Origin of the sequence: Pseudomonas sp. BF-RE-21, from assembly GCF_019947305.1 — a bacterium.
Lineage (GTDB): Bacteria > Pseudomonadota > Gammaproteobacteria > Pseudomonadales > Pseudomonadaceae > Aquipseudomonas > Aquipseudomonas migulae.
In genome coordinates, this window is sequence record NZ_JAGYGF010000007.1 from 72,674 (window position 1) to 96,164 (window position 23,491).

General features: G+C 60.9%; 24 protein-coding genes. 15 read left to right on the forward strand and 9 right to left on the reverse strand.

The features are described from left to right. Window positions 1-74: 74 nt before the first annotated feature. Genes KGB25_RS07695 through KGB25_RS07705 form a run of 3 tightly spaced genes read left to right on the forward strand, consistent with a single transcriptional unit; the run spans window position 75 to window position 2,698 of the window. Window positions 75-1,061, forward strand: coding sequence for an ABC transporter substrate-binding protein (locus KGB25_RS07695; RefSeq protein ID WP_223434726.1), 987 nt, complete (start codon window positions 75-77; stop codon window positions 1,059-1,061). Window positions 1,062-1,070: 9 nt separating this feature from the next. Further along, a complete protein-coding gene (locus tag KGB25_RS07700; RefSeq protein WP_008031757.1) occupies window positions 1,071-1,874 on the forward strand; it encodes an ABC transporter permease in 804 nt (267 codons plus the stop codon). Beyond that, complete coding sequence (locus KGB25_RS07705) at window positions 1,862-2,698, forward strand: ABC transporter ATP-binding protein (protein ID WP_192228039.1); 837 nt, start codon at window positions 1,862-1,864, stop codon at window positions 2,696-2,698. Before KGB25_RS07700 ends, KGB25_RS07705 begins: the two co-directional genes overlap by 13 nt. 125 nt (window positions 2,699-2,823) lie before the next feature. On the opposite strand, the gene KGB25_RS07710 is transcribed toward KGB25_RS07705, so the two are convergent. Beyond that, complete coding sequence (locus tag KGB25_RS07710; protein ID WP_223434727.1) at window positions 2,824-3,903, reverse strand: endonuclease/exonuclease/phosphatase family protein; 1,080 nt, start codon at window positions 3,901-3,903, stop codon at window positions 2,824-2,826. 66 nt (window positions 3,904-3,969) lie between these two features. Further along, window positions 3,970-4,644, reverse strand: a complete 675-nt coding sequence (locus tag KGB25_RS07715) for a YciC family protein (RefSeq protein WP_032828940.1) — start codon at window positions 4,642-4,644, stop codon at window positions 3,970-3,972. 179 nt (window positions 4,645-4,823) lie between these two features. Between KGB25_RS07715 and KGB25_RS07720 the strand changes: the two genes are divergently transcribed. The 3 genes from KGB25_RS07720 to KGB25_RS07730 all read left to right on the forward strand — a co-directional run bounded on the left by KGB25_RS07720 (window position 4,824) and on the right by KGB25_RS07730 (window position 6,808). Next, window positions 4,824-5,567 (forward strand): DUF2076 domain-containing protein, encoded by a 744-nt coding sequence (locus tag KGB25_RS07720; RefSeq protein ID WP_223434728.1) that lies wholly within the window; start codon window positions 4,824-4,826, stop codon window positions 5,565-5,567. 127 nt (window positions 5,568-5,694) lie between these two features. After that, window positions 5,695-6,174, forward strand: coding sequence for an NYN domain-containing protein (locus KGB25_RS07725; RefSeq protein ID WP_008031749.1), 480 nt, complete (start codon window positions 5,695-5,697; stop codon window positions 6,172-6,174). A gap of 22 nt (window positions 6,175-6,196) precedes the next feature. Then, window positions 6,197-6,808 carry a PolC-type DNA polymerase III gene (locus KGB25_RS07730; protein WP_008041272.1) on the forward strand — a complete coding sequence of 204 codons (612 nt, stop codon included), beginning with the start codon at window positions 6,197-6,199 and terminating at the stop codon, window positions 6,806-6,808. 127 nt (window positions 6,809-6,935) lie between these two features. On the opposite strand, the gene KGB25_RS07735 is transcribed toward KGB25_RS07730, so the two are convergent. Further along, complete coding sequence (locus KGB25_RS07735) at window positions 6,936-7,388, reverse strand: Lrp/AsnC family transcriptional regulator (protein WP_192228036.1); 453 nt, start codon at window positions 7,386-7,388, stop codon at window positions 6,936-6,938. Window positions 7,389-7,554: 166 nt separating this feature from the next. On the opposite strand from KGB25_RS07735, the gene yedA reads away from it, so the two are divergent. Together yedA and KGB25_RS07745 are read left to right on the forward strand one after the other, a co-directional pair. Then, window positions 7,555-8,481 carry a drug/metabolite exporter YedA gene (gene yedA, locus KGB25_RS07740; protein ID WP_192228035.1) on the forward strand — a complete coding sequence of 309 codons (927 nt, stop codon included), beginning with the start codon at window positions 7,555-7,557 and terminating at the stop codon, window positions 8,479-8,481. A gap of 65 nt (window positions 8,482-8,546) precedes the next feature. Next, complete coding sequence (locus KGB25_RS07745) at window positions 8,547-9,881, forward strand: DEAD/DEAH box helicase (protein WP_008031738.1); 1,335 nt, start codon at window positions 8,547-8,549, stop codon at window positions 9,879-9,881. Window positions 9,882-10,001: 120 nt separating this feature from the next. Here the strand turns inward: KGB25_RS07745 and KGB25_RS07750 are convergent, their stop codons facing one another. Then, entirely contained in the window at window positions 10,002-11,243 is a 1,242-nt protein-coding gene (locus KGB25_RS07750) for a TIGR03862 family flavoprotein (RefSeq protein ID WP_223434729.1), read from the reverse strand. A 281-nt stretch (window positions 11,244-11,524) separates the two neighbouring features. After that, entirely contained in the window at window positions 11,525-12,445 is a 921-nt protein-coding gene (locus KGB25_RS07755; RefSeq protein WP_223434730.1) for a histone deacetylase, read from the reverse strand. An 87-nt stretch (window positions 12,446-12,532) separates the two neighbouring features. On the opposite strand from KGB25_RS07755, the gene KGB25_RS07760 reads away from it, so the two are divergent. The 3 genes from KGB25_RS07760 to KGB25_RS07770 all read left to right on the forward strand — a co-directional run bounded on the left by KGB25_RS07760 (window position 12,533) and on the right by KGB25_RS07770 (window position 14,668). Beyond that, a complete protein-coding gene (locus KGB25_RS07760) occupies window positions 12,533-13,102 on the forward strand; it encodes a GNAT family N-acetyltransferase (protein ID WP_008041912.1) in 570 nt (189 codons plus the stop codon). Between the two features lie 106 nt (window positions 13,103-13,208). Next, window positions 13,209-14,078, forward strand: coding sequence for an acyl-CoA thioesterase II (tesB, locus tag KGB25_RS07765; protein WP_008031730.1), 870 nt, complete (start codon window positions 13,209-13,211; stop codon window positions 14,076-14,078). Beyond that, window positions 14,075-14,668: an HAD family hydrolase gene (locus tag KGB25_RS07770; protein WP_008041913.1), complete on the forward strand. Its 594-nt coding sequence runs from the start codon at window positions 14,075-14,077 to the stop codon at window positions 14,666-14,668. The genes tesB and KGB25_RS07770 overlap by 4 nt, the downstream gene beginning before the upstream one ends. Before the next feature lie 80 nt (window positions 14,669-14,748). Here the strand turns inward: KGB25_RS07770 and KGB25_RS07775 are convergent, their stop codons facing one another. The 4 genes from KGB25_RS07775 to KGB25_RS07790 all read right to left on the reverse strand — a co-directional run bounded on the left by KGB25_RS07775 (window position 14,749) and on the right by KGB25_RS07790 (window position 19,431). Then, entirely contained in the window at window positions 14,749-15,708 is a 960-nt protein-coding gene (locus KGB25_RS07775; RefSeq protein ID WP_223434731.1) for an alpha/beta hydrolase, read from the reverse strand. Then, window positions 15,709-16,605 (reverse strand): neutral zinc metallopeptidase, encoded by an 897-nt coding sequence (locus KGB25_RS07780; protein WP_223434732.1) that lies wholly within the window; start codon window positions 16,603-16,605, stop codon window positions 15,709-15,711. 260 nt (window positions 16,606-16,865) lie between these two features. Continuing rightward, the gene (locus KGB25_RS07785; protein WP_223434733.1) at window positions 16,866-17,699 is read right to left on the reverse strand and encodes an aldo/keto reductase; all 834 of its coding nucleotides are present in this window, start codon (window positions 17,697-17,699) and stop codon (window positions 16,866-16,868) included. Then, window positions 17,683-19,431, reverse strand: a complete 1,749-nt coding sequence (locus KGB25_RS07790) for an FAD-dependent oxidoreductase (RefSeq protein ID WP_223434734.1) — start codon at window positions 19,429-19,431, stop codon at window positions 17,683-17,685. Before KGB25_RS07790 ends, KGB25_RS07785 begins: the two co-directional genes overlap by 17 nt. A 173-nt stretch (window positions 19,432-19,604) precedes the next feature. On the opposite strand from KGB25_RS07790, the gene KGB25_RS07795 reads away from it, so the two are divergent. From KGB25_RS07795 to KGB25_RS07810, 4 genes are all read left to right on the forward strand, one after another. After that, window positions 19,605-20,381 carry an IclR family transcriptional regulator gene (locus KGB25_RS07795; protein ID WP_008041922.1) on the forward strand — a complete coding sequence of 259 codons (777 nt, stop codon included), beginning with the start codon at window positions 19,605-19,607 and terminating at the stop codon, window positions 20,379-20,381. Window positions 20,382-20,618: 237 nt separating this feature from the next. Continuing rightward, a complete protein-coding gene (locus KGB25_RS07800) occupies window positions 20,619-21,674 on the forward strand; it encodes a Gfo/Idh/MocA family protein (protein ID WP_223434735.1) in 1,056 nt (351 codons plus the stop codon). Window positions 21,675-21,676: 2 nt separating this feature from the next. Next, window positions 21,677-22,492, forward strand: coding sequence for a sugar phosphate isomerase/epimerase family protein (locus tag KGB25_RS07805; protein ID WP_223434736.1), 816 nt, complete (start codon window positions 21,677-21,679; stop codon window positions 22,490-22,492). A gap of 116 nt (window positions 22,493-22,608) precedes the next feature. Next, window positions 22,609-23,487 (forward strand): DMT family transporter, encoded by an 879-nt coding sequence (locus KGB25_RS07810; protein WP_192228025.1) that lies wholly within the window; start codon window positions 22,609-22,611, stop codon window positions 23,485-23,487. Window positions 23,488-23,491 lie beyond the last annotated feature (4 nt).

The following is a 23,491-nucleotide window of genomic DNA, read 5'->3' on the forward strand; positions in this document are numbered from 1 at the left end:
TGGCAGCTCTTCTCCAAAGGCTGCTGGCCGTACTGCCCATGACAAAACTAAATCAACAGCTTTGGGAGTGCTCCATGATCAAGTCCTTGCTAACCCGCGTCGCTCATCCACTGGCGGTCACCGCCATCGCCGCCACGGTCGCCACCAGCGCCCAGGCCGGCACTCTGTCCATCGGCCATACCACATGGGTCGGTTACGGCACGCTCTACCTCGCCCAGGACCTGGGCTACTTCAAGGAAGGCGGTTTGACCGTCGAGTTGCCCGTCGTCGAAGAGGCTTCGATGTACATGGCCGCGCAAGCCTCGGGCGAATTGTCCGGCTCGGCGTCGACCATCGACGAAGTACTGAAATACCGTCCGCAATTCTGCTTCAAGGCCGTGGCCGCACTCGATGACAGCCATGGTGGCGACGGTGTTCTGGTGGGCAAGGACATCAAGAGCCTGCAGGAGCTCAAAGGCAAAGCCGTGGCGGTGAACGAAGGCTCGACTTCGCAATTCTGGCTCTCGTACTTGCTGAAAAAACACGGCATGAGCATGAGCGACATCACCGTGCAGAACATGACGGCTGACGACGCCGCCACCGCGTTCATCGCCGGTCGTGTGCCCGCCGCCGTGACCTGGGAACCGCACCTGTCGATGGTGCGAGACAAGAAACAAGGCAAAGTCTTGATCGACAGCAGCAGCACGCCTGGCGTGATTGTCGATGTGGTCGCGCTCAACTGCACGGTCATCGAGAAGCAGCCGGAAGACGTCAAGGCGTTGGTCGCGGGTCTGTACAAAGCGGTGCAGTACACCAAGGACCATCCGCAGGAAGCCTACAAAATCATGGCCAAGGGTGTTGGCGGTTACCTTGCCGATCCGAAGGAACTGGAAGCCGCCGCGCAAGGCGTGCGCTTCTACGATCAGGCCATGAGCGAAAAACTCCTGGGCTCGCCGGGCAATCCGGGCGACAGCGAACCGTTGATCAAACTGGCCAACGAAACCGCCAGTGAATTGCAGGGCAAACCCTACAGCGTCAGCAATGACGACCTGATCGACAACCGTTTCGTCAGCCCGCTGTAGGAGGTTCGCATGTTCAAGCGCAATTCATGGCTGAGCCGTTGCATCACGCCCAAGACCGGCTTGCCGGTTTCGGTGATCTGGAGCGCGAGCGGCCTGGCCTGGGTGTTGTTGGTCGGCCTGTGGGCCGGGTTGTCTTACGGCGGTGTGGTGCCGGGCATGTTCTTGCCGACGCCGGGCGCGGTGGTCGAAGCCGCCGTGCGCCTGAGCCGCGACGGCACGCTCGGTTTGCACGTGTGGGCCAGTCTTGAAGTGGTGGTGGTCGGTTTCGTTGTTTCGTCGCTGGTGGCGGTGCCGCTGGGGTTGCTGATGGGCAGCTTCCGCATCGTTCAGGCGTTCCTCGAACCGATGGTCAATTTCATCCGCTACCTGCCGGTGACTTCGTTCGTGCCGCTGTTCATTCTGTGGATCGGTATCGGTCTGGAGCAGCGTGTCTCGGTAATCATCTTTGGTGTGTTTTTCCAGCAACTGGTGATGATCGCGGACGTGTCCAAAGGCATCTCCAAAGACCTGATCAACGCCTCTTACACACTCGGTTCTAACCGCCGCGATGCGGTGTTGCATGTGATCGCACCGGCCTCGTTGCCGGGTGTGCTCGACACCTTGCGCGTGACCATGGGCTGGGCCTGGACGTACCTGGTGGTCGCCGAACTGGTCGCCGCTTCCAGTGGCCTGGGTTACTTGAGTCTTAAAGCCATGCGCGGCTTTCAGGTGGATGTGATCTTCCTCGCCATCGCGATCATCGGCCTGTTGGGCCTGGTCACCGATCAACTGTTCCGTTTCCTTCGTCTGAGGATTGCCGCATGGGCTCAGTAACCGCCGTCAACCCGCGTATCGTCACACCGATGGCTGCCCCGGCCTACGCCGCGCCTCGTTTGCAAGTGGACAAAGTCAGCCTGCGTTACCAGAAGCCCGATGGTGGCATGTTCACCGCGCTGGATCAGGTTTCGTTCGAAGTGCCGGATCAGCAATTCGCCGTGCTGGTCGGGCCGTCGGGCTGTGGCAAGTCGAGTTTGCTGTACCTCACCGCCGGTTTGAACGAGCCCACGGAAGGCGAGATCTACGTCGGCGGCCAGCAAGTTCAAGGGCCGGGCGCGGACCGCGGCATGGTGTTCCAGAGCTACACGCTGTTTCCGTGGCTGACCGTGCGGCAGAACGTCGAGTTCGGCCTCAAGCGTCGCGGCATGGCGGCGGCGCAGCGCAAGGACATCGTCGATTACTACGTCAACGAAGTCGGTCTCAGCGGGTTCGCTGACAACTACGCCAAGCAGTTGTCCGGCGGCATGATGCAGCGTGTGGCGATTGCCCGCGCTTTGGCCAACGACCCGCAAATCCTGCTGATGGACGAACCCTTCGGCGCCCTCGACAGCCAGACGCGCCTGCAAATGCAGCAGCTGTTGTTGCGCGTTTGGGGCAACAGCAAGAAAACCGTGCTGTTCGTGACTCACGACATCGACGAGGCGATTCTGCTGGGTGATCGCGTCTACGTGATGGGCGCCAGGCCTGGGCGGATCAAGCAGATTCTGGACGTGCCGATCGAACGCCCCCGGACCCTGGACATGGTCATGGAGCGCTCATTCATCGAGATGAAACGCGATATTTTCGGGCTGCTGCATGACGACCTGGAGGAAGTCCATTGAACAACGCGACCCCTTGTAGGAGCCGGCTTGCCGGCGATGAGGCCATCACATCCAACATCTTCGTTGACTGACCCACCGCTATCGCCAGCAAGCTGGCTCCTACAGGGTTTTGTGTTTGGCAGGGGTTACGGCGCAGCCGGCAGGAGGAACCGCGCAATCACCGGCAGGTGATCGGAGATCCGCAACGTATCGTCCTGTCGCACCGTCGCCTCGACCCGTTTGATCCGAGGGCTGTAAAACAGGTAATCGACGGTGCGGTCCGGGCCGTTCAGGCCTGGATCATTCGGGTAGTGCGTCAGCCAACGCGCCCGATCGATGCCGCTGGCTTCATTGTTGGTCGGGATCATCGGGTACTTGTCCCACAACAAGTGCAACGCGCTGTCGGCGGAGTAGGGCGTGCGTTGTTCGGCGGGCAGGCGTCGATATTGCCCCAGCGGCAACAGGTTGAAGTCGCCGCCGATCAGCCACGGGGTGCTATGGCTTTCGTATTTGTCGAGGACTTTGGCCACCGCCGTCACCTGGGTCTGTAGCGTTTCGTCAGGTTGGGTGGCGCGGTCCAGATGGGTGTTGAGGACGGCCAACTGCCCGCCGTCACTCAACGGCAGGTAAGTGACCAGCAAGGCATTTTTCGGCTGGAACTGACGGCTGATGAAGTTAGTCGGCGCGACCGGCAGTTGCAGGCGTTCGGCGTGTTCGATCCGGTAGCGGCTGAGGGTTGCCAGTTGCCGGCCGACACTGCCGAAGATGTGCGGTTGCGGCACGAAGTCGGCTTTCCAGTCGAAGGCATGGGCGCTGCACGGATAGAGATCGGCGAGGCGTTCCTGAAGCAGTTTGAACTGGTTCTGGTAATCGCTGGCCTTGGCGCCGTCATCGAGCTCTTGCAGCAACACGAGGTCCGGTTGTTCGTCGCGAATCACCCGCGCCACTTCATCGAGGCTGAAGGCCATGTCTTCAGGCGTCGGTTTTTCGTCGTCGCCGGCGGCCAGGTCATTCCAGAACACATAGCGCTTACCCGCCAGGTACTGAACGTTCCAGGTCATCACTTTCAACGCCTGGCCGGGCACCAGTGTCGGTGCTTGAGCGTTGCAACTGACGGGCAAAACTTCCTTGGCTTCGGGGCGCCAGGTCAGGCTGTAGATCAGCAAGGCAATCAGGCCGATTGCTATCAACAGGCCCAGCAGGGTGTAGCGCAGTAGTCGGGTCATGGCTCGGCTTATAGCGTTACAAAAGATGGATCCGAGCATAACCGAGAGCCGGGCCGAAGCCCACGATCAGAGCGGCCGGTCGATTTTCTCGGGAACGTCGCTGATCAGCATGAACAAACGGAACAACACCACGCTGGTGAACAGTTGCAGGAAGCTGTGGGCGCTGTCGATCAGCAGGGAAATCACCGGGTTCTGCGGTTCCGGATACACATTGAGCGTCACACCCTTGAGCACCCACAACGGGCCCATCACACACAGGATGCACACCAGAATGCGCAGGAAATGACCGCGGGTCAGGCGCAGGCTTTCCTTCATTGCCGCCAGCGGCGCCAGACCGCGCAGCACCAGCAGGTATTCGCTGAACGCCAACGTCACCATCAGCCAGATGCCCGGCAGGAAGTACAACGACAGGCCGAGCAGGATCATCAATGTATTGAGCGCCGTGAGCAGGGCGAAGCGCGGCCACAGGTACGCGGACCTCGCCAGCAGGTCACGGTTGCGCGGCGATTCGCCACGGCTGCGCGCGTCGAGAAACAGGATCAGCGCGGCGGTGTACAGCGGGTACACCAGCAGGCCGACGATCACGCTGACGCCGGGAAAGCTGTCCGGCACGGTGTTGTGGTCGACCACTTGTTGCAGCAGCGCTTCGAAAATCACCAGCGGCAGGCACAGCCGCACGATCTGGCTCAGATTGCGCTTAAAGAAATACAACGAGTCACGCAGTACATCGAACGGATTCATCAGTCGGTATCGCAGGTTGAAAGCAGTGGCCCACTTTAACCGATGCAGCGCGTCGGGGCGCAAACGTAAACGTTCGGTAAAGGTCATTGAAACAACTTGTTTCAGCCTCCATTAAGGTCGAGCGCCGTATCCTCCTTCGAGAAGGTCAACGATTTTCCCCGGCAATCTACGAGGTCGCCATGAACACTGAAGAACAAACCCTGATCGATGGACTGTTTTCCCGGCTGCAACAGGCCGAAACGGACGCAGCCCCGCGCGATGCCCTGGCCGAGGCGCGGATCAAGGAACATCTGGCTCGCCAACCCGCGGCGGGCTACTTCATGACCCAGGCGATTCTGGTGCAAGAGGCAGCGATCAAGAGCCTCGACGCACAGAACAAGCAACTCACCGAGCAAATCCAGCAATTGCAGGCCGAACTGCAATCGGCCAAGTCCCAGGCACCTGCTCCGGCGCCGAGCAGCGGTGGGTTCCTGTCGAGCATTTTCGGTGGCAGTTCCCGTGAAACGCCTGCGCCAAGTGCACCGCCCTCCAGCGGCGGCTGGCGTGAGCCGGGACGGCCGTCGTTCAACGCGCAGCCGCCACAGCAGAATTTCGCTGCGCCGCCACCGCAGCAGAACTACGCGCCGCAACAGCCGGCGCCAGCGGTTGGCAGCGGTTTCCTCGGCGGCGCGCTGAAAACTGCAGCGGGTGTGGCGGGTGGCGTGATGCTTGCACAAGGCATCAGCAGCCTGTTCCATCACAACCAGCAGCCGGAAGTGGTGGAAGTGATCAAGGAAGAGCCGGCTCAGGTCAACGATCAAAGCGGTGACAACGGCTGGGGCGATGACCAGCGCGTGGCTGACAACTCCCAAGACTATGCCGACACCGACTACAACGATGACAGTTCATCGTTCTTCGGCGGCGACGACGATTCCTTCGTCTGACACGCCATTCGTCCGGAGCGCTGCGGCGCTCCGGGCCGATTATTCGCGGAACAATCCTCCAGGCTGGCATACTGGGCAACTTTTCGGGCCCGGTGCCTGATCCCGCCTGCGCGAAAGAGGATGCACGGTGAAAAAAATTGCAGTGTTCGCCGATGTCCAGAACCTCTACTACACCGTGCGTCAGGCCTATGGTTGCCACTTCAACTACGCCGCGCTGTGGGCTGACATCAGCAAGCAGGGCGATATCGTCGAAGCCTATGCCTACGCGATCGATCGCGGCGACAGCAAACAGCAGCAGTTCCAGCAGATCCTGCGCAACCTCGGTTTCACCGTGAAGCTCAAACCCTACATCCAGCGCAGCGACGGCTCGGCCAAGGGCGACTGGGACGTGGGCATCACCCTCGACATCATGGACGCCGCCGATCATGTCGACGAAGTGGTGCTGGCCTCCGGCGACGGTGATTTCGACATGTTGCTGGAGCGCATCATCGCCAAGCATGGCGTGCAAGCGGTGGCCTACGGCGTACCGGGCCTGACGGCCAACTCGCTGATCCGCGCCGCCAGCCGCTACGTGCCGATCGAAGGCGCGTTGCTGCTCAAGAATTGATTTTTACGGAGTTGAAACAGGTTTGGAACGCATAGCAGTCATCGACTTTGAAACCACCGGGATCTCCCCGAGCAGCAGCTGCCGGGCCACGGAAATTGCCGTGGTGATCCTTGAACAGGGGCGCATCGTCGAGCGTTACCAAAGCCTGATGAACGCCGGCGTACGCGTCCCGGCCTTCATCGAACAACTGACCGGCATCAGCAACGCCATGCTGCGCACCGCGCCATCGGCGGAACAGGTGATGAACGAGGTCAACGAATTTGTCGGCACCACGCCGCTGCTGGCGCACAACGCCGCGTTCGACCAGAAGTTCTGGGACTTTGAACTGGGGCGGATCAAGCGTACGCGGTTGCAGAACTTTGCTTGTTCGCTGCTACTGGCCCGTCGGCTGATGCCGGCTGCGCCGAATCACAAGCTCGGCACCCTCACCACCTTCGCCCAACTGCCTGACACCGGTAAAGCTCACCGGGCGATGGCTGACGCCGAGATGGCGGCCAACCTGACGGCGCATCTGGCGCAGGAATTGCGGCAGAAGCACGGGTTGCGCGAGTTGTCCCATGATCTGTTGGTCAGTTTGCAGAAAGTCCCGGCGGCCAAAATCAACGAACACCTCAAGCGCCATCGCGGGTTCTGACAGAAACACCGCTGACCCCCTGTGGGAGCGAGCCTGCTCGCGATAGCGATTTATCATTCAACATCTATGTTGCCTGACACTCCGCCATCGCGAGCAGGCTCGCTCCCACATTTGATCACCTGCAACTTTAGACCGGTTTCCCTTCCAACTGTCCCAACGGCACGCGCTTCTCTATCGCGCTCGACAACACAATCGACGTCTTGCTGAACCCGAACGTGGCAATGCGGTTGATCAGCTCTTCCAGCTCCGGCATCGAGCCCACCGCTGCTTGCATGATCACGCATGGATCACCCGTCACCCGGTGGCATTCGGTCAGCTGTGGGATTTTGATCAGGTCGTCGTAGGCTTTCTGATTACCGTGTTGGTTCAGGCGCAGTTCGATCACGCATTGAATCGGCAGCCCCAGCTTGGCCATGTCGACTTTCGCCTGATAACCGGTAATCACCCCGCTGGCCTCAAGTTTGGCCACGCGCTCGGCCACGGCCGGGGCGGACAGGTTGACCTTGCGTGCGAGGTCGGCGTAGGACGCACGACCGTTTTCCAGTAGGGCGCTGAGGAGCATGCGGTCGTATTTGTCCATGAGCGAATTCCTGAAAAATGGCTGGCTTTCGAAAACACGGTATATAGCGCTGATCTCCGTGATTTGAAAAGTGTACCGGCGCTATAAACAGGTTTTGTAACTTATTTTCTGCTGTTCGCCTTTCTAGAATAGCTGTTCATTTGTCCTTGCCTGCGAGCTGCCCCCCATGCCTGGCCTCCGTCGTTTTCCCTTGCCGTTGATCGCTGCCTTTTTCGCCTTGTACGTGATTTGGGGCTCGACTTACCTGGTGATCCGCATCGGCGTGGAGTATTGGCCGCCCTTGTTGCTCGCCGGTATTCGCTTCGTCATTGCTGGCACGTTGATGTACGCCTTCCTGCGCTGGCGCGGGGCGCCGGCACCGACGTGGGCGCAGTGGAAAGCGGCGGGGATCATCGGGATTTTGCTGTTGGCGTGCGGTAACGGCGGGGTCAGTGTGGCGGAACACATGGGCGTCGCTTCCGGCGTCGCGGCATTGGCGGTGGCGACGGTGCCGTTGTTTACCTTGCTCTGCGGCTATTTCTGGGGCGCGCGTAATACTCGTCTTGAATGGGCGGGGATTGTGCTCGGGCTGATTGGCATCGCCATGCTCAACCTCGGTTCCAACCTGCAATCGAGCCCGCTGGGTGCGATGTTGCTGATCTTTGCGGCGGCGGCCTGGGCGTTCGGTTCAGTCTGGAGCAAACACTTGCCGTTGCCCCAGGGCGCGATGGCCAGTGCCGTGGAAATGCTGGTGGGCGGCGTGGCGCTGCTGATCGGCAGTGCGATGAGCGGCGAACATCTGGAAGCCATGCCACCGATTGAAGGATGGGCGGCGTTGGCCTACCTGACCTTCTTCGGTTCGATCATCGCCTTCAATGCCTACATGTACCTGTTGAAAAACGTACGTCCGGCAGCGGCCACCAGTTATGCCTACGTCAACCCGGCGGTGGCGGTGTTGCTGGGGATCGTGTTTGTTGGCGAGACCATCGGTATCGAAGAAGCCCTGGCCATGCTGGTGATCATCAGTGCCGTGGTGTTGATCGGTTTGCCGCAGTGGCGCCGGGCGCCGGAACGACCTGCTGCGGTGGTGCAGACAGAATCGAGTGTGAATTAGGGTAAACTGCGCGCCATTGCACACTTGTTTCGCACAACCGCGCTGAATTTTCCTACGGTAATCCCATGACTTTCGCCACCCTTGGCCTGATCGAACCCTTGCTGCGCTCTCTCGAGACGCTCGGCTACCAGACCCCGACGCCGGTTCAGGCGCAAGCCATTCCGGCGGTGCTGGCCGGTCGCGACCTGATGGCCGCCGCCCAGACCGGCACCGGCAAGACCGCCGGTTTCGCGCTGCCGCTGCTGCAATTGCTGGCCATGGAAGGGCCGAAAGTCACCGCCAACTCGGTGCGCGCATTGATTCTGGTGCCGACCCGCGAACTGGCCGAGCAGGTTCACGAAGCCGTGCGTCAGTACGCCGAGAACCTGCCGCTGAGCACTTACGCGGTGTACGGCGGCGTCAGCATCAACCCGCAAATGATGAAGCTGCGCAAAGGTGTCGACCTGTTGGTGGCAACACCGGGCCGTCTGCTCGATCTGTTCCGCCAGAACGCGCTGAAGTTCAACCAGTTGCAAACCCTGGTCCTGGACGAAGCCGACCGCATGCTCGACCTGGGCTTTTCCGAGGAGCTGGGGAACATTTACCGCGTGCTGCCGAAGAAACGTCAGACGCTGCTGTTCTCCGCGACCTTCTCCGATGCGATTCGCCTGCTGGCCGGGCAAATGCTCAATGATCCGCTGAGCATCGAAGTCAGCCCGCGTAACGTTGCCGCCAACACCGTTAAACAGTGGGTGGTGACGGTGGACAAGAAGCGCAAGCCGGAGCTGTTCATCCACCTGCTGCGCAAGGGCAAGTGGAAGCAGGTGCTGGTATTCGCCAAGACCCGTAATGGCGTGGACGCGCTGGTGGAAAAACTCCAGGGCCTGGGCATCAACGCCGACGGCATCCATGGCGACAAACCTCAGGCTACGCGTCAACGTGCGCTGGACCGTTTCAAGGCCAGCGAAGTACAGATCCTGGTGGCCACCGATGTCGCGGCCCGTGGTCTGGACATTGAAGATTTGCCATTGGTGGTCAATTTCGACCTGCCGATCGTGGCAGAGGACTACATCCACCGCATCGGTCGTACCGGCCGTGCGGGTGCCACCGGGCAGGCCATTTCGTTGGTCTGCGCCGATGAAGTGAATTTGCTGTCGGCCATTGAGACGTTGACGCGTCAGACGTTGCCTCGGCAGATGGAACACGATTTCGAACCTGAGCACCGCGTGCCGGACACCGATGCCAGCGGCCAGGTGGTGAAGAAACCGAAAAAACCGAAGAAGCCGAAGACGTCCAGCGGCGGTAAGCGCAATTTGGGTAAATGGGTCGAGAGCGGGGATGCTTCGGCGCCGGAGCCTTCGATCAAGCCTGTGCGTAAGGTGCCGGTGTTTAATACTGGGCCGCGTAAGCGTAAGCCTTGATTGGTTGCGGCGGCTGTTAGGCCGCCTTCGCGGGCAAGCCTCGCTCCTACAGATTAGTGGTGTCCTGTAGGAGCGAGCGGTGCGGCGACCCGACTTGCCCGCGAAGGGCGCAACTCGGTCTCAAGCCTTGCGCTTGAGCCACTCCACCATCCCCAACCCCGCCGCTCGCCCACTGGCGAAACACGCGGTCAGCAGATAGCCGCCGGTCGGCGCTTCCCAATCCAGCATTTCCCCCGCGCAGAACACGCCAGGCAACTGCTTGAGCATCAAACGTTCATCCATCGCCTCGAACATCACGCCACCGGCAGTGCTGATGGCTTCGTCCAGTGGACGGGTTTTCACCAATGTCAGCGGCAACGCCTTGATCGCTTTAGCCAGCAGCGCCGGATCGGTGAAGCATTCTGCCGGCGTCAATTCGCGCAGCAGCGCCGCTTTCACGCCATCTATCCCGAGCTGACTGTGCAGATGTTTGGACATTGAACGAGACCCGCGCGGTTTGCTCAGCGCCGCCTGAACTTTATCCACAGGCCGGCCCGGCAACAGGTCGAGGTGAATGGTCGCCGAGCCATGCTGATTGATCGCTTCGCGGATGGGCGCCGACAGGGCGTAGATCAAACTGCCTTCAATCCCGGTGGCCGTAATTACACATTCCCCGAGCCGAGGGATGTCGTCATTGAGACCGATCGCGATATTTTTCAGCGGCGCGCCGGCGAATTTGCTGACCATCAATTCGCTCCAGGCCTGCACCTCGAAGCCGCAATTACTCGGCTGCAGCGGCGCCAGTCCTACGCCGTGCTGCTCCAGTGGCAGCATCCACGTGCCGTCCGAACCCAGGCGCGACCAACTGCCGCCACCGAGGGCGAGCAGCGTTGCTTCGGGCTTCAGGTTTTTTTCACCCTCAGGACTTTCAACACGCAATCCACCGTTGTTATCCCAGCCGAGCCAACGATGGCGGGTGTGGATAACTACGCCGGCCTCTCGCAGGCGTTTGAGCCAGGCGCGCAACAGCGGTGCGGCTTTCATGTCGGTCGGAAAGACCCGGCCGGAGCTGCCGACAAAGGTTTCGATGCCCAGGTCATGAATCCACTGGCACAGCGCCTCGGCACCAAAGGCTCGCAGCAGCGGTGCGATATGCGGTGCGCGCTCGGCGTAGCGTGAGAGGAATGCCGGATAGGCTTCGGAATGGGTGATGTTCATGCCGCCCACGCCAGCGAGGAGAAATTTCCTGCCTACCGAAGGCATGCCGTCGTACAGATCGACCTTGATCCCTGCCTGGCTCAACACTTCGGCCGCCATCAGGCCGGCGGGGCCGCCGCCGATGATGGCGACTTTAGGGGGGAGGGCGGCGGAAGATTGGGTCATGGTGTGCGCTGCGGTTCGGCGGAATAAGCCGGGCATTCTACCGCACAGATCCAATGTGGGAGCGGGCTTGCTCGCGAAAGCGGTGGGCCAGTCGACATCTATGTTGAATATTAAATCGCCTTCGCGAGCAAGCCCGCTCCCACAAGGGATTTGTGGTGGGCTCAAGATCTGGTTAAAAAACAACCACCCCTTTGCAGGCTATATGCAGCATGGCCTGCAGGCCCTTTCGCTCAGGTTATCCACAGGCAGTTCCACAGGCATTGTGGGTAAAGGCGCACACCTCAATGACAACCTGATGACGCCCACACCCGCTGCGCGCTGTGATGCAGGATGCCGTGCCGCCGCGCCAACGCCTTGCGGTCCTTGCTGTAGCCGCCGCCAATCACCCCGACCACCGGAATATCTCGCCCGAGGCAATGGCGCATCACGCTTTCATCCCGAGCGGCCACGCCTTCGTCTGTCAGCTTCAGGTAACCGAGCGCGTCGTCCTTATGCACATCGACACCGGCGTCATACAGCACCAGGTCCGGTTGATAGAGCGGCAGCAAATAATTCAGCGCGTCGTCGACGACCTTCAGGTATTCGGCATCGCCCATGCCCTTGGGCAGCGGGATGTCCCAGTCACTTTCGGCCTTGCGTGCAGGAAAGTTCTTCTCGCAGTGCAGGGAAACGGTCACCGCGTCCGGAGTGTTGTGCAGAATCCGTGCAGTCCCGTCGCCCTGATGCACGTCGCAATCGAAGATCAGCACCCGATTCACACGACCGCTTTCCAGCAGGTAATGGCTGATCACCGCCAGGTCGTTAAAGATGCAGAACCCCGCCGGGTAGTCGTAATGCGCGTGATGCGTGCCGCCGGCCAAGTGACAGGCCAATCCATGTTCCAGCGCCTGTTCCGCCGCCAGTAGCGAACCGCCGACCGCCCGCACCGTGCGCCGGGCCAGGGCTTCGTTCCACGGCAGGCCAAGACGCCGCTGGTCTTCGCGGGACAACTCGCCGCTCATGTAGCGTTCGATATAGGCAGCGTCATGTGCGAGGGCGAGAATTTCCGGCGGGCAGAGTTCCGGGCGCAGCAGGTCGGCGTCCCGGGTCAGCCCGCTGTCCACCAGGTGATCGCGCAGCAGGCGAAACTTGTCCATGGGGAAGCGGTGTTCCGCCGGGAACTCGGGGCTGTAGTCTTCGTGGTAAATCAATGGCAGCGGCATGACGGGCTTTTATGAGTACGGCGTGTAGGAATGAGTGAACGATCCTACCAGCGATGTAGACTTGCGGCATGGAAACGGAGGGACACGATGGAGCCGATACTGGAACTCGAGAGCGCGCGACTGCTGTTGCGGCAGTGGCGTGACGAGGATTTGCCGGCGTTTGCGGCGATGTGCGCCGATCCACAGGTGATGCGTTATTTCCCGGCGCCCTTGAGTCGACTGGAAAGTGCTTCGCTGATCGGGCGGATTCGTGGGCATTTCGCCGAGCATGGTTTTGGTCTCTGGGCGCTGGAGCGCAAGGATACCGGTGCATTCATCGGTTTTACCGGGCTCGGCGTGGTCGGTTTCGACGCGCCTTTCACGCCGGCCATCGAGATCGGCTGGCGCCTGGCCCGCGAACACTGGGGCTTGGGTTACGCCAGTGAGGCGGCGTGGACCGCTCTGCGCTGCGGGTTTGACCGGGTGGCGCTGCAAGAGGTCGTGTCCTTCACCACGGAAACCAACACGCCATCGCAGAAAGTCATGCAGGCCATCGGTATGCACCATGATTCAGCCGGTGACTTCGACCACCCGAAACTCGCGGTCGATCATCCTCTGCGTCACCATGTGCTGTACCGCATCACCCGTGAACAATGGCTGCAAACCTTGCATGGATAAGACGGCCCGGACGTTTACAATGGCGCCAATGATGGCCCTGGCCGGAAACTGAATCGACCGCCGCAGCCAAGACTGCGCGGCATTGCGATGTGTGAGGAGAGTCTGAATGAGCCAAGTGTTGGATGATCTGGTCGATTTGCTGACCCTGGAACCGATCGAAGAAAACCTGTTCCGTGGCCGCAGCCAGGACCTGGGCTTTCGTCAGTTGTTCGGCGGCCAAGTGATCGGTCAGTCCCTGTCGGCGGCCAGCCAGACGGTCGAAGTCGCGCGTCATGTGCATTCGATGCACGGTTATTTCCTGCGTCCGGGCGATTCCACGTTGCCCGTGGTGTATCAGGTTGATCGGGTTCGCGACGGCGGCAGTTTCAGCACGCGTCGGGTCACGGCGATCCAGAAGGGCAACCCGATCTTCACGTGCAGCGCGTCGTTCCAATATGACGAAAAAGGCTTCGAGCATCAGGGCCAGATGCCGACGGTGGTCGGGCCGGAAAACCTGCCCTCGGAACTGGAGCTGACCCATCAGCGCGCGCACCTGATCCCCGAGCACATGCGTGAAAAACTGCTGTGCCCGAAGCCGATCGAATTCCGCCCGGTCACCGAGAAAGATCCCTACAACCCGCAGCCATCCGATCCGGTCAAGTACGTCTGGTTTCGCGCCGACGGCGCGTTGGCCGACTCCCCGGCGCTGCACAAATACCTGCTGGCCTACGCGTCGGACTTCAATCTGCTGACCACCTCGATGTTGCCCCATGGCAAGTCGGTCTGGCAGAAAGACATGCAGGTCGCCAGCCTCGATCACGCGCTGTGGTTCCATGCGGACCTGCGCGCCGATGACTGGTTGCTGTACGCGATGGACAGCCCGTGGGCCGGCAATTCCCGTGGGTTCAGCCGTGGCAGCGTGTTCAATCGCGCCGGGCAACTGGTGGCGTCGGTCACTCAGGAAGGCCTGATCCGTCACCGCAAGGATTGGGCATGAGCCTGGCTGAGGTGCGGCACTGGGTGTTCGACATGGACGGCACCCTGACGGTGGCCGTGCATGACTTCGCGGCGATTCGCGTGGCGCTGGCGATCCCGGCCGAAGACGACATCCTGACCCACCTCGCCGCGCTGCCGGCTGCTGAAGCCGCGGCCAAACATGCATGGTTGCTGGAGCATGAACGGGATCTGGCGCTGGGTTCGAAACCGGCGCCGGGAGCTGTGGAACTGGTGCGCGAGTTGGCGGGGCGCGGTTATCGCCTGGGCATTCTTACGCGCAATGCTCGGGAGTTGGCGCATGTGACGCTGGAGGCCATTGGCCTGGCGGACTGCTTCGCGGTGGAGGATGTGCTGGGGCGTGATGAAGCGCCGCCCAAGCCGCACCCCGGTGGTTTGTTGAAATTGGCCGAGGCCTGGAACGTGCCGGCGAGCGAGATGGTGATGGTCGGTGATTACCGGTTTGATCTGGATTGCGGAAGAGCGGCGGGGGCGCGAACGGTGTTGGTGAATTTGCCGGATAACCCGTGGCCGGAACTGACCGATTGGCATGCGGCGGATTGCGTGGCGTTGCGGGAAATGTTGTTGGCTTGAGGGACCCTTCGCGGGCAAGCCTCGCTCCTACAGTTGACCGCATTCCCCTGTAGGAGCGAGGCTTGCCCGCGAAGGCGTCATCACTGTCCGAACAAAACCTTCTGTCCCTCCGGCGACGTAATCATCCCATCCCCGTTATGCCCAACCCCGGGCACTTCGATCAATTGCTGGTTCAATCCTTGCGGATGGCTACGCTTCAAAAACTCAAAATAATTGCGCCCGCGAATCAATCGATTAGCGCCCTGGGCTTTCGCCTCACAACTTTTATCCAGTGCCGGATGGTTCGGATCAATGTCCTGCTGCCCCAGTAGATAAACGATGTCACGCTGGACGTAGTTTTCCTCCAGTTGCGCGGGCGTTTGTCCTTCGGCGTAAGCGGGCAAATCTGACAGACCGTACTTCCAGCGATTGAACGCCGGGCAGCCGGCGTGACTGAACGCCACTGGCCGCCGCTCATCGAAATACGCGTAGGAAGACGGGTTGGCGATGACGTAGCGCACGTGCACGCCAGCCGCCTTGAGCTCCGGTTGATCGTGACTCAACAACGCATAACGCTGAACCACCTGAGCGCCGCCCGAGTGGCCCGCGATGACGACATCCTTCACGTCCGGAAACTGTCGACGATCGCCGAGCCGGGCGATGATCTGGTCGAGCGCCGCGTAGGAACTCAGCGCAAACGGAGCGGTGGATAAACCGCCGGCCATCCAGTCATTGCCTTGCCAACGCAACACGGTGTCGGCGACTGGATGGAGTGCTACGTCAGTTTCATTGAGAAATTGCGGAGCGATCACCAACGTATTGGCGCTTTGCCCGGCTTGCTCTGCCGCCCGCTCGGCACTCTGGCGGTAGGTTTCAGCATTGCGCAACCGACCATGGATGATGATCAGCACGCGCTCGATTTTCGCCGGCGCCGGGCCGATGCCCACCGCCATCTCACCTTCTTTCAACAAGAGTCGGCCGGGGCTGATCTCCTTGACCCCATGCTCGTCAGCCTGGGTACAGGTGCAAGTAAACAACAACATCAACAACCACTTTTTCATTTACAGATTTTTCGCCGCAAAGGTATCGCACTGGCCCACCTGGCCTTGCGCAAATCCGGTTTTGAACCAGCGCACCCTTTGCGCCGACGTGCCATGGGTAAACGAGTCCGGCACCACGCGACCCTGGCCTTGCTGCTGCAAGCGGTCGTCGCCGATGGCGTTGGCGGCGTTCAAGGCTTCTTCGATGTCGCCCGGCTCCAGCCAGTTCAGGCGTTGCTGTGCATTGTTGGCCCAGACACCCGCGAGGCAGTCCGCTTGCAGCTCCTGACGCACCAACAAGCCACCGTCACCTTCCATTTGCCGGCCTTGCTGACGGGCTGCCTGAATTTTCGCGGAAACACCAAGCAAGGTCTGAACATGGTGTCCGACTTCGTGAGCGATCACGTAGGCCTGAGCGAAATCACCCGCAGCGGCAAAGCGTTGCGACATTTCCTGGAAGAAACTCATGTCCAGGTAAACCTTCTGGTCTGCTGGGCAATAGAACGGCCCGGTCGCCGAGGTGGCCAGGCCGCACGCCGAGTTCACCCGGTTGCTGAACAGCACCAGCGTAGGATCTTTATACTGCCGGCCGGCCTGCTGGAAAATCTGGCCCCAGGTGTCTTCGGTGTCACCGAGGATCGAACGGACGAATTCCGCCCCTTCATCATTGGCTGGCGGTGCCTTGCGGGTTTGTGTCGAGGCCGGTGCCGATTGCTCGGTCATCTGCCCGGTGAGTTGGCCGAGGATCTGCAACGGGTCCTGGCCGGTGATCCAGCCGATCCCGACAATCAGAATGATCGCGGTCAGGCTCAGGCCCTTGCCGCCACCAAAACGCATCCCGCCGCCGCCACCACCGCCGACATCATCACCACGGGCATCGACCACGTTGTCGCTGCGTCGGCCTTTTTTCCATAGCATGTGGGAATCCTCTGATTATCGTGGGGATGAGTGTTGCTGGTGAGTGGGAGCGGCGCCAGTCCGGTCGTCCGGCTTTTATGCGGGCGGGAACATTACTGAGTGTATTGAACGTGGATAGCCCATCGAATTCCGTCAGGTGATGGGTTTTTTATGACGTCAGGGCAAACGCCCTATGACTTGTAGGAGCCGGCTTGCCGGCGATGGCGCCCGTAAGATCGCTATCGCCGGCAAGCCGGCTCCTACGAAAAGCAGTCCGGTGCTTACCGGTCGAACGCATCCCACACCGGCGCGAAGTCAGGGCTGACCAGTCGTTCGCGTTTCGACAAACCGGCAATCAACGCCCGGTCTTCGTCATCGAGCTGGACGTCCAGCGAGGCCAGGTTGGCCAGTTGATTAGCCTCGCTGCTGGCCTTGGGGATCGCCGCAACGTTCGGTTGATCAAGCAGCCATTTGAGCGCCACTTGTGTCGGCAGAACCCCGTGTCTGGCGGCGATCTGCTGGATTTGCGGGATGTCCGAGACCTTGTTGCGGGCCAGTGGCGAGTAGGCCGTCAGTGCCAGGTCATGTTGACGGGCGTAGTCCAGCAGCGCGTTTTGTCCGAGCAACACGTGGTATTCGACCTGAATGGCTGACAGCGGTGCGCCCAGTTCTTCGACGACTTTGCGCAGCAGCGGCAGCGGAAAATTCGCCACGCCGATATTGCGCGCCAGGCCTTGCTCCTTGAATGACACCAGGGTTTCGATCGTGCGTGGCAGGTCCCAATCGGTGGTCGGCCAGTGGATCATGAACAGGTCAACGTAATCGCTGCGCAAGGCCTTGAGACTGCGATCCATGGAGTGGCGCATGGCATCGGGTTGCAGTTGATCCCACCAGACTTTGGTGGTGACGTGGATCTGCTCGCGAGGCGTAGGACTGTTCACCAACGCCTGACCGACGGCTTTTTCGTTGTTGTAGGCGGCAGCGGTGTCGATATGCTGATAACCCAACTTCAACGCCTGTTCAACGGCGCGTGTGCATTCTTCGCCGAGCATCGGCCAGGTGCCGAGGCCGAGTTTGGGCATGTTCAAACCCTGTGCATTAACGATGCGCTGCATGGTCGATCTCCTGTTCGTAAGCAGTGATGCCGGCGATATGTCGCGCGGCGATGTAGCCGAACGTCAGCGCCGGGCCGAGATTAATGCCACCGGCGGGGTAATGCCCGCCCATGATGCTGGCCATGTCGCCGCCCGCAGCGTACAGCCCGGTGATGGCCTGGCCGGATTCGCCGAGGACCTGGGCGTGTTGATTGACCTTGAGTCCGGCAAAGGTGCCGAAGCAGCCGGGCTGGACCTTCACCGCGTAAAACGGCCCTTGCTCGATGGGGGCGACGCACGGGTTGGGTTGCTGCAAGGCGTCACCCTGTTTGCGGTTGTAAGGCGTCGAACCGCGGCCAAACAAGGGGTCTTCACCGTTGCGCGCATGCTGGTTGTAGTCCGCCACAGTGCTGCGCAAGCCGTTCGGGTCGATGCCGCAGGCGTGGGCCAATTCCTCGATCGTGTTGCCGGTTTTCAGATAGCCGCTGCGGATAAAGGATGACAACGGAACCGGAAACGGCCGAGAGATGCCCAGCCCATATCGGCGTTGAAAACCATGGGTGCAAATCAGCCAGGAGGCAACCTCTTCGCCGGCAGGCGCAGCGGCGACCATGGCCGTTACATAGTCGTAGTAGCCGTTCGCTTCATTGACGAAGCGCTGGCCGTTGCTCAGTACGCCGATGATCCCCGGTTTGCCCCGCTCGATGATGTGCGGGAAGTGACCGATGCTGCCATCCCTGTGTGGCACTTGCGAGACCGGCGCCCACGCTACGGGAGAGGCCATGTCGGTGTTGACCCGGGCCCCGGCGTTTTCGCCCAGGCGCAAACCGTCACCGGCCACGCCGAGGGGGGGCAGCGCCCAGTGTTCGTTGCCGGTCGGTGTGCGCGGGAACAGTGCCTTGCGCCGCTCGATGTCATTGGCAAACCCACCGGCCGCGAGCACCACAGCCTTGCGCGCATGGATGCGGACCTTGCCTTTGGCGGTGCTCACCAGCGCGCCCCGGACCTGATCGCCTTCGCGAAGCAACTCGCTGACAGGCGCTGATTCCCAGAGCTGCACGCCAAGGTCTTCGGCAGATTTTGCCAGGCGAGCGACCAGCGCCACGCCGTTGACCAGCTGCATCGCCCGGCCATGCACAATCAGGTCGAGCAGGTGCCGGGTGAAGCGCCGGGTGACGTGCCACGCGGCGGGCACCGAACGGGTCAGGTTGAGAAATGCGGCCAGATCCGCCCCCGCCATGATCGGCATGCCCATGAACGAAGTTTCCCGCATGGTTTTGCGAAGACGCTTCAGCAGCTTGCCGACTTTTCGCCCGTCATAGGGCGCAGCGATCACCGAACGTCCGCCCGTACCGGCACCGGGTGTATCGCCATGTATGTCGGCGATGGCATTGCCATCGGCGAATTGCAGGGAGGTGTGCTGTTCGAAAAAGGCGACCATCCGTGGGCCCGCCTCAAGGAACGCATCGATCATTGCCGGTTCGTAGCGCTCACCGAGTTCATGCTTGAGATAGGTGCGCGGCAACTCGACGTCTTCGACGATGCCGGCGCGGCGGGCCAGAGGATTGCACGGCACCCAGGCCCAGCCGCCGGACCACGCCGTGGCTCCGCCGAATACCGGGTCTTTCTCCACCACGATGACTTTCAATCCGTGCCATGCAGCGGTGACCGCTGCCGATAACCCGGCTGCACCGGAGCCGACGACCAAAACATCGCAGTCGATGTCTGGTGAGCTGTGGGATTCGGCAGGCATTGTTTAAAACTCCGGTGCGTATTTTTAGAATTGAATTCCAGAAAATATAGCGACGTGAATCCGCTCGGCAACCACTCAGCCGATAAAACGGGCGGTTACCGAACAAGCAGTTCCAGATTTCGCATTAGGCGGTTTGTCTTCTAGAATCGGGCAAATTTCAGGCGGAACCTTCCATGGCCGGCAGTCAGATCGAACGTGTTTTCAGCGTGCTGGAAAGCCTCACCAGTGACCCTCGCGGCCTGCCGATGCAGACGCTGGCAGAGCAACTGGACATCCCTAAAAGCGCGACTCATCGCTTGCTCGCCGAGCTGATTCGGCTGGGTTACGTGCGGCAGAATCCGGATAACCTGCGCTATCACTTGTCGACCAAACTGGTGGCCATGGGGTTCCGTTATCTGTCGGGAAGCGGCGCCGATATCGTGCAGCCAGTGCTTGATCGCCTCGCCCAGGAAACCGGCGAACTGGTGCGCCTCGGGGTCATCGAGGGCGAGCGTCAAACCTGGATCGCCAAGTCCCAGGGCGCCCGCTCCGGTCTGCGTTACGACCCGGACATGGGCCGTGATGCGCCGCTGTTTTACACGGCGTCGGGCCATGCGTGGCTGGCGTGCATGAGTGACGCTGAAGCGTTGTCGCTGGTGGAACGCCAGGGCGGCGAGCGGCCAAAAGACCTCGGGCCGAATGCGCCGCGCTCCAACATTGAATTGCTCGAGCGCCTGCGTCTGGCGCGGGAGCAGGGCTACGCCTGGGTTGAAGAGAGTTCGGCGGTGGGCACTTCGGCGATTGCGGCGGTGGTTCGTCACCCGAGCGATGGGCGAGTGATTGGGGTGCTGAGCATTGCCGGGCCGAGCGCGCGGATGCCGGGGGTGCGGCTGCATGAGTTGGCGCCGCTGTTGTTGAGATTTGCCGAAGAGTTGTCGGCGGCGAGTCTCGCGTCGGAATTCTTCAGTTAACCACCGCCGCACAGAAAACCCTGTGGGAGCGGGCTTGCTCGCGAATGCGGTCTATCAGCGCATAAATGCTGCGACTGACACACCGCATTCGCGAGCAAGCCCGCTCCCACATGGATCTTTGTTCGCCGGAAAGTTGTGCGTTGTTCGCACGCTTTCGTGAATCGCTTGTGTAAGAATCTGGAACCAGGTTCTAAATTGTTGAGGGTCAATCAACAATAATCACAAGAGGACCGCACCATGACTTCGCCCGTTCGCATCGCTCTGATCGGTGCCGGCAACATGGGCCAGCAGCATTACCGGCATCTGCACACCCTGAAGGACGCGACCCTGTGCGCGGTAGCCGACCCTGGCCCGCAAGCGGCAGTCCTCGCCGCCGAATGGGGCGTGGGGTATTTCGCCGATCACCGTCAGATGCTGGAGCAGGTGAAGCCGGACGCGGTCATCGTGGCCAACCCGAACATGCTGCACGTCAGCACCGCGCTCGATTGCCTGGCTGCCGGCGTGCCGGTCCTGCTGGAAAAACCGGTCGGCGTGCACCTGGATGAGGCGCGCGAGTTGGTGGCTGCCTCGAAAGCCACCGGCGTCCCGGTGCTGGTCGGCCATCATCGTCGGCACAATCCACTGATCGTCCGCGCCCGCGAACTGGTGCAAAGCGGTGCTTTGGGGCGGCTGACGACGGTGACGGCGCTCTGGCAATTGCGCAAACCCGACAGTTATTTCGAAACGCCGTGGCGCCGCGAGCCAGGCGCGGGAATGTTGCTGACCAACCTGATCCATGACCTCGATCTGCTGCGCCATCTGTGCGGCGAAGTGCGGCAGGTTCAAGCGATCACCAGTAATGCCGTGCGCGGGTTTGCCAACGAGGATTGTGCGGCGGTGTTGCTGCAATTCGACAACGGCGCACTGGGCAGCCTGACCGGTTCCGACGCGGTGGCGGCGCCCTGGAGTTGGGAGCTGGATTCCGGGGAGAACCCGGTGTATCCGCGTCAGGCGGATCAGCCGTGTTACTTGTTGGCTGGTACCGGCGGTGCGTTGAGCATTCCGCAACTCAAGCGCTGGCATTACGCCGACGCTGATGGGGGATGGCATCAACCCTTGTTGTCGATGCAGGAAAGCGTCAGCGCCGATGAAGCCCTGGGTTTGCAGTTGCAGCATTTCGTGCGCGTGGTGCGTCGGGAAGTCGAGCCGTTGGTCAGCGCTGCCGATGCGGCACGCACACTGGCGTTGATCGAAGCCATCCGCGAAGCCGCCGAAACCGGTCGCGCCTGCACCCCCGTGGTGATCGAGGAATGAACATGAATGAACGGATCTTTTCCCTGGCCAGTCTGACGGTACTGGAGTTGTCACCGCCGCAGATGGTGGACGTCGCGGCACGTGCCGGGTACAGCCACGTGGGACTACGCCTTGAGCCGGCGACACCCGAAGAACATCACTTTGCGCTGGTAGCCGATGTCGGTTTGCGGCGTGAGACGCTGGCGCGGCTGCGCGACACCGGTATTCGTGTGCTGGATGTTGAAATCCTGCGTCTTAAACCGGACACCGTCGTCGTCGATTTCGAGAAAATTCTGGCAGTCGGTGCGGAGTTTGGTGCCAGTGAATTGCTGGTGGCGGGTAACGATTCTGACGAGCAGCGGCTGACGGAAAACTTCGCCCGGCTCTGTGATCTGGCGGCGCCTTACGGACTGCACCCGCACCTGGAGTTCATGCCCTGGACTGATGCGCGCAATCTTGAACAAGCGGTGCGCATTGTCGAAAACGCTGATCGTGAAAACGGCGCGGTATTGGTTGATGCTTTCCATTTCGACCGCTCGGGTTCTCGGCTGGAAGATCTGGTCAAAGTCGCCCCGTCACGGTTACGGTATGCGCAGTTGTGCGATGTGGCGGGGCCGCGGCCGACGGACATGGCGGAGATTTTGCGTCAGGCCCGCAACGAGCGACGTTTTCCAGGGGATGGCGATTGTGATCTGGCGGGGTTGTTGCAGTGTTTGCCGGCCGATATTCCGCTAAGCCTGGAGATTCCAACGGTGAAGTTGTTGGAGCAGGGCGTGAGTGGGTTGCAACGGGCACAGATGGCGCTGGATAAGGCCCGGGAATTGTTGGCGCGGCTTTAAGCGGTGCTACGCACCTATCGCGGGCAAGCCACGCTCCTACAAGGAAAATGGATAACCCTGTAGGAGCGAGGCTCGCCCGCGAAGCTTTTGACTTTCGATGTAAAAAAGGATCCCCAATGACCGTCAGCACCCCGCTCTCCGGCGTAAACCAACCCTTCAAAGGGATTTTGCTGATCGTCTTCGCCACCTTTCTCTTCTCCAGCCATGACGCCTTGTCGAAATACCTTTCGGGGTTCTACCCGATTGTCATGGTGGTGTGGGCCCGGTATGTGGTTCACACCTTGTTGATGGCAGGGATTTTTCTGCCGCAATCCGGGCTGCGAGTCCTACGCACCAAACGGCCGTTGCTGCAGTTGCTGAGGGCGTTGTGCCTGTTGGGCACCAGTCTGTTTTTCACCACCGGCTTGCAGTACATCCCGTTGGCCGAAGCCACCGCGGTCAACTTTCTTGCGCCGGTCCTGGTGACTGCGCTGTCGGTGCCGCTGCTGCGTGAGCGCGTCACCCGTGGCCAATGGATCGCGGTGATTTGCGGATTTGTCGGCGTATTGATCATCGTCCACCCCGGCGGTGATCTGTTCACGCCAGCGGTGCTGCTGCCGCTCTGTTCGGCGCTGTTTTTCTGCTTCTATCAATTGCTCACCCGCAAGCTCAGCAGCGTCGACAGCCCGACCACCAGCAACTTTTTCGCCGGGTTGTGCAACACCCTGGTGATGAGCGCGCTGGTGCCGTTCTTCTGGCAAGTACCGAGCCTTGGGCATGGATTGATGATGGTTGCGCTGGGTGCGTGCGGGATGACGGCGCACTTGTTTCTGACTCAGGCATTCCGCTACGCCGCTCCGGCGCTGTTGGCGCCATTCGGCTATTGCCAGATTGTCTTCGCTGGTTTGCTCGGCTGGTTGCTGTTTTCCCACACGCCGACCCTGACCACGGTGGTCGGGATCGCGGTGATTTGCTGCAGCGGTTTGGCGGCGGCCTGGCAGCAAAGCCGTCGCTGAACAG